The organism is Thermoplasmata archaeon (assembly GCA_015063285.1).
Taxonomy (GTDB): Archaea; Thermoplasmatota; Thermoplasmata; order Methanomassiliicoccales; family Methanomethylophilaceae; genus Methanoprimaticola.
Window position 1 is genome coordinate 1 of the sequence record SUST01000031.1, and the last position, 6,202, is coordinate 6,202.

General features: G+C 53.6%; 6 protein-coding genes. 2 read left to right on the forward strand and 4 right to left on the reverse strand.

Annotation, left to right across the window (positions count from 1 at the left end):
• From E7Z62_08975 to E7Z62_08990, 4 genes are all read right to left on the reverse strand, one after another.
• Nucleotides 1-1,481, reverse strand: a 1,481-nt coding sequence (locus tag E7Z62_08975; protein ID MBE6523234.1) for an aminotransferase class V-fold PLP-dependent enzyme, incomplete at its 3' end; no start/stop codon positions are given.
• Nucleotide 1,482: 1 nt separating this feature from the next.
• A complete protein-coding gene (gene aepY, locus E7Z62_08980; GenBank protein MBE6523235.1) occupies nt 1,483-2,604 on the reverse strand; it encodes a phosphonopyruvate decarboxylase in 1,122 nt (373 codons plus the stop codon).
• 4 nt (nt 2,605-2,608) lie between these two features.
• Nucleotides 2,609-3,913 (reverse strand): phosphoenolpyruvate mutase, encoded by a 1,305-nt coding sequence (aepX, locus tag E7Z62_08985; GenBank protein ID MBE6523236.1) that lies wholly within the window; start codon nt 3,911-3,913, stop codon nt 2,609-2,611.
• 55 nt (nt 3,914-3,968) lie between these two features.
• Entirely contained in the window at nt 3,969-4,946 is a 978-nt protein-coding gene (locus E7Z62_08990) for a DUF5131 family protein (GenBank protein ID MBE6523237.1), read from the reverse strand.
• A gap of 102 nt (nt 4,947-5,048) precedes the next feature.
• On the opposite strand from E7Z62_08990, the gene E7Z62_08995 reads away from it, so the two are divergent.
• Both E7Z62_08995 and E7Z62_09000 read left to right on the forward strand, forming a co-directional pair.
• Nucleotides 5,049-5,444 (forward strand): hypothetical protein, encoded by a 396-nt coding sequence (locus tag E7Z62_08995; protein ID MBE6523238.1) that lies wholly within the window; start codon nt 5,049-5,051, stop codon nt 5,442-5,444.
• 83 nt (nt 5,445-5,527) lie between these two features.
• Nucleotides 5,528-5,917 carry a hypothetical protein gene (locus E7Z62_09000; protein ID MBE6523239.1) on the forward strand — a complete coding sequence of 130 codons (390 nt, stop codon included), beginning with the start codon at nt 5,528-5,530 and terminating at the stop codon, nt 5,915-5,917.
• Nucleotides 5,918-6,202: the final 285 nt, after the last annotated feature.

Here is a 6,202-nt window from a genome sequence, read left to right on the forward strand (position 1 = left end):
TAGGCGGTCTGCACCGGAGGGGTGAACCTCATCTGGTTGTTCTTGATGAAGTAGTGGTGCTGGTCGTAGACGTTCAGATAGTAGTTGCGCATGGGGTAGTCCTTGATGGATTCCAACGCCTCCTTGCGGCAGAACACGAATGCGATCCCGGCCATACCCTGGATGTTCTTGTTGGATGTGGACGACATGAAGTCTATGCAGTCCCTGTCCATGTCGATCGGTATCGCTGCGAATGCGCTGACGGCGTCCACGATAGTGACGATGTTGTGTTCGTGACAGAACTTACAGATCTCGGGTACGGGGTTCAGGATACCTGTGGTGGTCTCGTGATAGACTATGGCCAGATGTGTGAATTTGCCTCCGGTTATCTTGCTCTTCAGGTCGTCCACGTTGATCCTGCTGATCCCATCGCTGTAGTAGACATCGAAGTCGAGGTTGTAGATGGCGGCCATCTTGGCCATGCGCTTTCCGTATGCACCATTGTCCACTATGAGCAGTTTGCCGTCGTTCGGAATGCATGACGAGATCATCGCCTCATCGGCAGCCGTTCCTGATCCTCCGAAGAGGACGGTCTCGACCCTTCCGGGTTCTCCGACCATGCGAGAGAGTTCCTTGGAGATCCATCCCATCACGTCTCCGAACTCGTTCTCGCGGGGGCAAATGTCAGCCTGCACCTGGGCGTACTTGACGCTGTCCGTGGTGGTTGCCGGGCCGGGGTTCAGCAGGACCTCGCGGCGTACTCCGCGAAGGGATTCGTTCTCGACGATGTGTGGATAGATGATATCCAACGCCCTCTTCAGATGGTTGGCGTCGTCAATCTCGCACCAGGTGTAGTATTCGACCTTGCGGACTCCTATCGGATGCCCTCCGGAGGACACTCCGGTCATGGCGACCTCGTACTCCATCTTGGGGATGTCCGATCTGTGGTCGTTCATGTACTTGACCATCAGGTCCAGGGTCTCCTTGGTGAGCTTCGTTATGCCGACAAGCTCCGAGTAGACGGAATCCAGCTCCTTCCTGTTCTTGGAGTGCTTGACAAGGTTGAGATTCTCGTCCACCTGCAAGTATACCTCGTCCCCGGAGCCTGTCTTGCCCGATGAGAGGATGAGGTTTCTGCGGGCGTCGTTGATTAGGACGTTCAGTCCGATCGAATCGTAAAGGAGGTCAGACTCCAGCAGGAGGAAGTCGCCCTCGACATACGGCGAGCATACCGTGAGCGTCCCCATGCTCCCCGTGTCCTTGTAGTTGGCGTTGTGCGCTAACGTGATGCACGGATACTTCTTCGCCAGTTCCTCATAGTATTCCCTGCAGTGGCCGGTACCGATAATGATCTCCTCGATCCCGGCGGCGATCAGCTTCTGCACCGATTGCTCCACCATAGGTGTCCCCCCGATCTCGAGGAATCCCTTTGGCATGTCCTTCGTCTGCGCGCCGAGTCTGGATCCCAGACCTCCGGCCATTATTACTGCCTGAGCTATCATCTTAGATGCTTCCTATGTTCTTCATGAGGGCGGTCTTGTTCTCCGCCGGTGTGGATTTGGGTCTTCCCAGGTCCTTCCTGTTCCCGCGGTGCACCATGACCTGCAGGAACACCGGGCCCGATGTGCATTCCAGGGCCTTTTCCAACTCATCCTTGGTCTTCACCGTGAAGACGTTCCTGTAGCCCATGGACTGGGCTATCCCGTGGATGTCGATTTCCCTGGACACTGTCGGCTGTCCTCCGACCGAGTCGTGGACGCCGTTATTTATCATGATGTGGATGAGATTCTTGGGTGCCTGGGCGGCGATGGTGGACATGCCTCCCATGTGCATTATGACCGCTCCGTCGCCGTCGATGCAGACTATCCTGCGGTCCGGTCTGTTCAATGCTATGCCCAGAGCGATCTGTGAGGAGTGGCCCATGGAACCCACCGTGAGGAAATCGCTGTCGTGGGATTCCCCGTTCCTGTCCCTTATCTCGTAGAGCTCTCTGGATGCCATCCCTGTGGTTGAGACGAATATCGATCCCTTCTCCTTCGAGGCGATCGTCTCTATAGCTTCCTCGCGGGACATCTCGAACGGCTGCTCCTCTGTCTTCTTCTCTGCTTTGTATTCCGAGAAGGTGTCCTTCTTCACCACTATGGCGAAGGGTGAACCGTTTTCCTTGAGATGCTTCCCGCATATTTCGAACAGCTTATCGCATCCCTCTTCGTCCGAGGGGAGTACCCCGTACGGGATGCCCATGGTCTCCAGCAGCGTGCATGTGACCTTTCCCTGTTTGACATGCTGGGGTTCGTCGTGCATCCCCGGTTCCCCGCGCCATCCTATGACCAGGATCATCGGTATGTTGTACACGTCCGGGTCAGCCAAGGATAGGAGCGGGTTTGTAGCATTCCCCATCCCGGAATTCTGCATGTAGACCATCGGGACCTTCCCTGTGGCCAGATGGAATCCCGCTGCAAGGCCTACGGCGCATCCCTCGTTCGCGGCGATGATGTTCCTGTCGTCGGGGACGTTGTCCTTCAGATACGAGCATAGATGTTTGAGGAGGGAGTCGGGAACTCCGGTGAAGAATCCGACTCCTAGGTCTGTGAGTTTTCCGTAGAAGTATGCGGGGGAGATCATTGTATCACTTGGGATCCGGTATAAGTCCGAGGATCTCCTTGATGGGCATGCACAGGCTGTCAGCCTCCAGCGACCTCTCGTTCTCCAGGATGCAGTTCGCGACCTTGACCATCGCGGGGTAGGATGCCCTGAGCATGTGGTTGGCGTAGATGATGATGTTGGCGCCCCACTCCTGGAACTCCTTCTCTTTGAACTGGTTGTATGTAGTGGGAACGAGGACTATGGGAACGTTGGAGTATTCCTTACGGAATCTCTGGCAGAACTCCTTGATGTCCATTCCGGACTTTTCCTTGCTGTGGATCATGATCCCGTCGGCGCCTGCAGCGATGTATGCTCTTGCGCGTTCCAGGGCCTCGTCTACACTGTGTCCTGCGATGAGGCTCTCCAGGCGGGCTATGATCATGAAGTCCTTGGTGACCTGTGCGTTCTTTCCGGCACGGATCTTGTCGCAGAACTCCTCGACCGGGGCGAGCGTCTGCTCGACCGATGTCCCGTACAGCGAGTTCTTCTTGAGTCCGGTCTTGTCCTCTATGATGACCGCGGATATACCGTTCCTCTCGAGGGTACGGACCGTGAACACGAAGTGCTCCGGCTTTCCGCCGGTGTCCCCGTCGTAGATGAGGGGCTTCGTGGTGCATTCCAGGATGCATGTGAGGTCCTGGAGACGCGTCGTCAGGTCCACAGCTTCGATATCCGGTTTACCCTTGCTTGTGGAATCCGTGAGACTGGACGACCACATACCGTCGAAGTAATGCAGTCCGTCCTCCTTCTCGATCTCCGCGTGCTCAACGATGAGCCCAGAGATTCCCGAATGGACCTCCATTATCCTGACTATCGGTTTGGCGTCGACAAGTCTCCTCAGAGCCTGGAGCCTGAGTTCGGGAGTCGTTCCGAACTCCCTGCGGTTGGTGCTAATGACCGATGAATTGATTCCCTGCGTGTAGGGGATATCGACGACCTGCCCACCCCACTCAGATAGGACCTGTACTGTTCTGTCCCTAACCTTGCTGAGGGAGTTGCTCACCCAATCGTCGCCGTGTACGACATACTTGGGCTTCAGCTCACGCAGGTTGTCCTCTCCGCACCAATCATCCTGGGGGACCACCTTGGCGACCCCTCTGATGTTGCTGATGATGATCATTCTCTGTTCGAAGTTCAGATAAGGGGGATGTTCGCGTGAGACGATGGCTTTGTCCGTGAGCAATCCGACGACCACGTCGCCCAGCTTGGCGGCTTCGTTGATGATATTGAGGTTCCCGGGGTGTACGACATCCCCGACCATCGTGACATAAGCAAGGTCTCTTCCCATGGTTAACACGCGTATGTGCTTCAATGGTTCCCTGACATATATTGTTTATCGGTATTCAGAAGAAATCGTCCAGCGAAGCTGTTTTCTTCTTCTCAGGGGGATAGAGCCTCAGTTCAGTCGGGTTGCCTTCCGCATCTACCAGGACCACATCCTTGCACTGTCCGCAGTTGAAGCATCCCGTGCACACGGGCATGCTGGTGCACTGGAAGCACCTGTCCTTGTTGTAGACAGGCTGCATGATCTCCTTGTCTGACAATTCGTGGCCGTCCAGGGGACTCCTGAGAATATAATGCGGATTCCCGAAGAATCTAGAGAGTCCGATCCTGTACGCATCCAGACACTGTTCGTACATGGATTTGGTGACGATCTCCTTACCGTCCTTGACATATACGTTGCCGGTGAGGTTGATTATGAAGTTCACCTTGTATCTCTCGCAGTCCTCGCTCATCTGAACGAGCCAATCATGGTGGCAGGACCTCATGCCTCCGAAGCATTCGCCGCTCAGACTGACCTGTTCTATCTGTCCCGAGGACAGGGCCGGAGTGAGATCTATCGGACCGATCAGCGGGGCAAGGTTCATCTGCTTGTGCTTTGCGGGAGTATCTCTGAATATGGGCCATCTCTCGTCGAACGTCCTCTGGTTCTCGCATGTGATGCTCAGTATGACGTTGTCGTAACCGTCTCCCCAATCGGAAGGGAGATTGTCGCGCATCCTGGCGGCCCTCTTGGTCAGTATGAGGAATATAACATCCGGCCTCTTCCTGATGATGGACCACATCTCGTCGCGCCATTCATCCGCCTCCTCGATGAACGTGTCCGAGGTCATGTTGATGGTCAGCATGAATCCCGGCGGCGTCTTGTAACGTCCGGAGCGATCCTTCTCCAGGGGCATGTTCGTGTTCTTTGTCCGATATACCTTCTCAGGATCCGTCTGGACACCTCTGACTCCGTCCATGAAGAACATATAGCAGTTCTCACAGCCTTCGCTGTACTTCCTGCATCCGTGCCATAGATTCCATGTCCTTGGATTCATCAGAGACCTCCTTCGGAATCAACCACAATATGGCACTAGATATACTCTTTCGACGGATGCTCAGACTTTTTCTATCGTTATGGCGATAGTAGCACGATCCGAATGGATGTTGGACCTGAGGGGGAGACAGTAGGATTCGTCGGAAGCCTGGACGAGATCGATCGCGCAGTCAGGATGATGACAGCGATGCTGAACCGTTTCAATCATGCTGATGTCTACATAGGCATGAGGCCGGACGGAAGTCTGATCGGGATCGATATCCCGGATGATGCAGAGCAGCGTGTATCGGACATGATATCGGAGAAGGTCAACCATCCTCCAGAAGTCTCTATCTGTATCGAATCCGAGGGGGTCAAGCGCTGCATTCACATTCATGCGGACGGTTTCGAGACACCTTATTCATTCGGCAGTTGGTTCTACGTTAGAAGATATCGTTATACCGACGGTAATGGGATAGAATGGACCGAGAATCTAACATGCGGGATGAAGAGGCATTGAGAAAGTCAATTATCATGAATCGACGTCCAGACCGACCACTTGTACAATCTTGATTTATATATTTCAAAATCGGTTCAGTGTTCATGGCAAGAGATGTCTCACGCCCAATTTTGATCACTATAATTGCGATTCTCGAGTTCTTGCTCGGACTCCTCCTGCTCGTAGGAGGAATCCTTCTGATCGCGGGTGTCGTCAGTGCTGGTGATATAGATCCCGAATTTGCAGATTTAGGAAATGCCGCTTCCATAGCGATGATCGTTGTTGGATTGATCAACATAGTCATCGCTGGAGGATTCTGGAACGGATGGAGTATCATGTGGTACATCGGACTTATCGTCAACGGTATCGGTCTGATCGTGGCCATCTATGGACTTATCACTACCGGAATCGGATCTGCAATTCCTCTGGTGATTTACGCCGTCATCCTGTTCTATCTGTTCAGGCCCGGTGTAAAGGAATTCTTCGGAATCTAAGGAAACCAATTAGCGCCCGAAAGGGCGCCTTTTTCTTCATAATTGATCATGCAATAATTCATGCAAGTGACAATCTTCATCTATTGAAAGAGAGAATCTTCTTTCGAGACTCTTCTTTCGCTTTGATTCTTGTCACTGTTCCTGAGCTTTCCTTTCATGTATCTTTTCAAGCATCTTCGGCTTGATTCTGCGATAGATGTACGACATCACCAGGATTATTGCTATGGTTCCGAAGGCCAGTGCCAGCGCAGGCATGATAGCGAGCGGGATGTAGACATCGGTACC